Source organism: Tessaracoccus lubricantis (assembly GCF_039544535.1).
Classification (GTDB): domain Bacteria; phylum Actinomycetota; class Actinomycetes; order Propionibacteriales; family Propionibacteriaceae; genus Arachnia; species Arachnia lubricantis.
Map to the genome: position 1 here is coordinate 1 of NZ_BAABLV010000069.1, position 1,131 is coordinate 1,131.

The 1,131-nt window shown below is 65.0% G+C and carries 1 protein-coding gene; it reads left to right on the forward strand.

Annotated elements, in window-relative coordinates:
• Window positions 1–226: 226 nt before the first annotated feature.
• On the forward strand, window positions 227–1,131 hold a 905-nt coding region (locus ABEA30_RS15865; RefSeq protein WP_345584602.1), incomplete at its 3' end, for an IS30 family transposase.

The window sequence follows — 1,131 nt, forward strand, 5'->3', positions numbered from 1 at the left end:
TGCCCTTGCCGGGTTGGCTGAGGGGCTCAGTGCGCGAGAAGTCGCACGGGGGTTGGGTATCTCGCCTGGGATGGTGTGGAGGTGGGCCAAACTCGAGGGTGTGAAGTTGCAGCATGGGCGGCTCGGGGGTGTGCCCGAGCTGCGGCCGCGGGCGGCGCGGGAGCCGCGTCGGGTGCCCGAGGGGGACTGGGTCGATTGCAATGGCAGGCTGACTCAGGCGGGTCGGATGGTGATCGCGATCCGGCTGAGCGAGGGACGTGGTGACACGTGGATCGCTGCCGAGTTGGGGGTGGCCCGTTCGACGGTGTGGCGGGAGCGTCAACGCGGATCCGTTGAGGGTAAGTACCGGTGGCGTCCCGCGCAGACACGTGCCGACCAGGCCCGGAAACGGCCGAAGCCTGGGAAACTGGCCCCTGGTAGCGCGGTGCGTGCTGAGGTGGTCGAGCGGTTGAAGCGGCGTGATTCTCCCGAGCAGATCTCGGGCCGGTTGAAACTCGAATTCCCTGACCGGGAGGACATGTGGGTGAGTCACGAGACGATCTACCAGGCGCTCTACATCCAGACCGCCGGGTCACTGCGTCACGAATTGACGGTTGACAAGGCGTTACGTCAGGGCCGCAGCAAACGTCGACCGAGATCGAAGCTGCCTGCTAAACCCCGGGGCTGGATCGGGGAGGACGCGGTCCTGGCGAAACGTCCCGAGGAGGCTGACGACAAGCGGGTGCCAGGCCACTGGGAAGGTGACCTGATCATCGGGTCGGATCTACGCTCCGCGCTGGTCACCCTCGATGAGCGTCACACGAAGTACACGATGATGCGGCGGGTCTGTGTCCATGACACCTTCACCGTCACCGACATCCTCACGATCATGGCCCGAGAGTTACCCGCTTCACTGTGGCGCTCGTTGACCTGGGACCAGGGCGTAGAGATGGCCGCCCATCACCGATTCACCGACGAGACCTCCTGCAAGGTGTACTTCTGTGATCCCCACTCCCCGTGGCAGCGTCCCACCAACGAAAACAGCAACGGACTCAAGCGTCAGTACTTCCCCAAGGGCACCGACTTCACCCGTGTCACCGACGCAGAAGTCGCCGCGGCCGAGTACGAACTCAACACCCGCCCCCGGAAGGG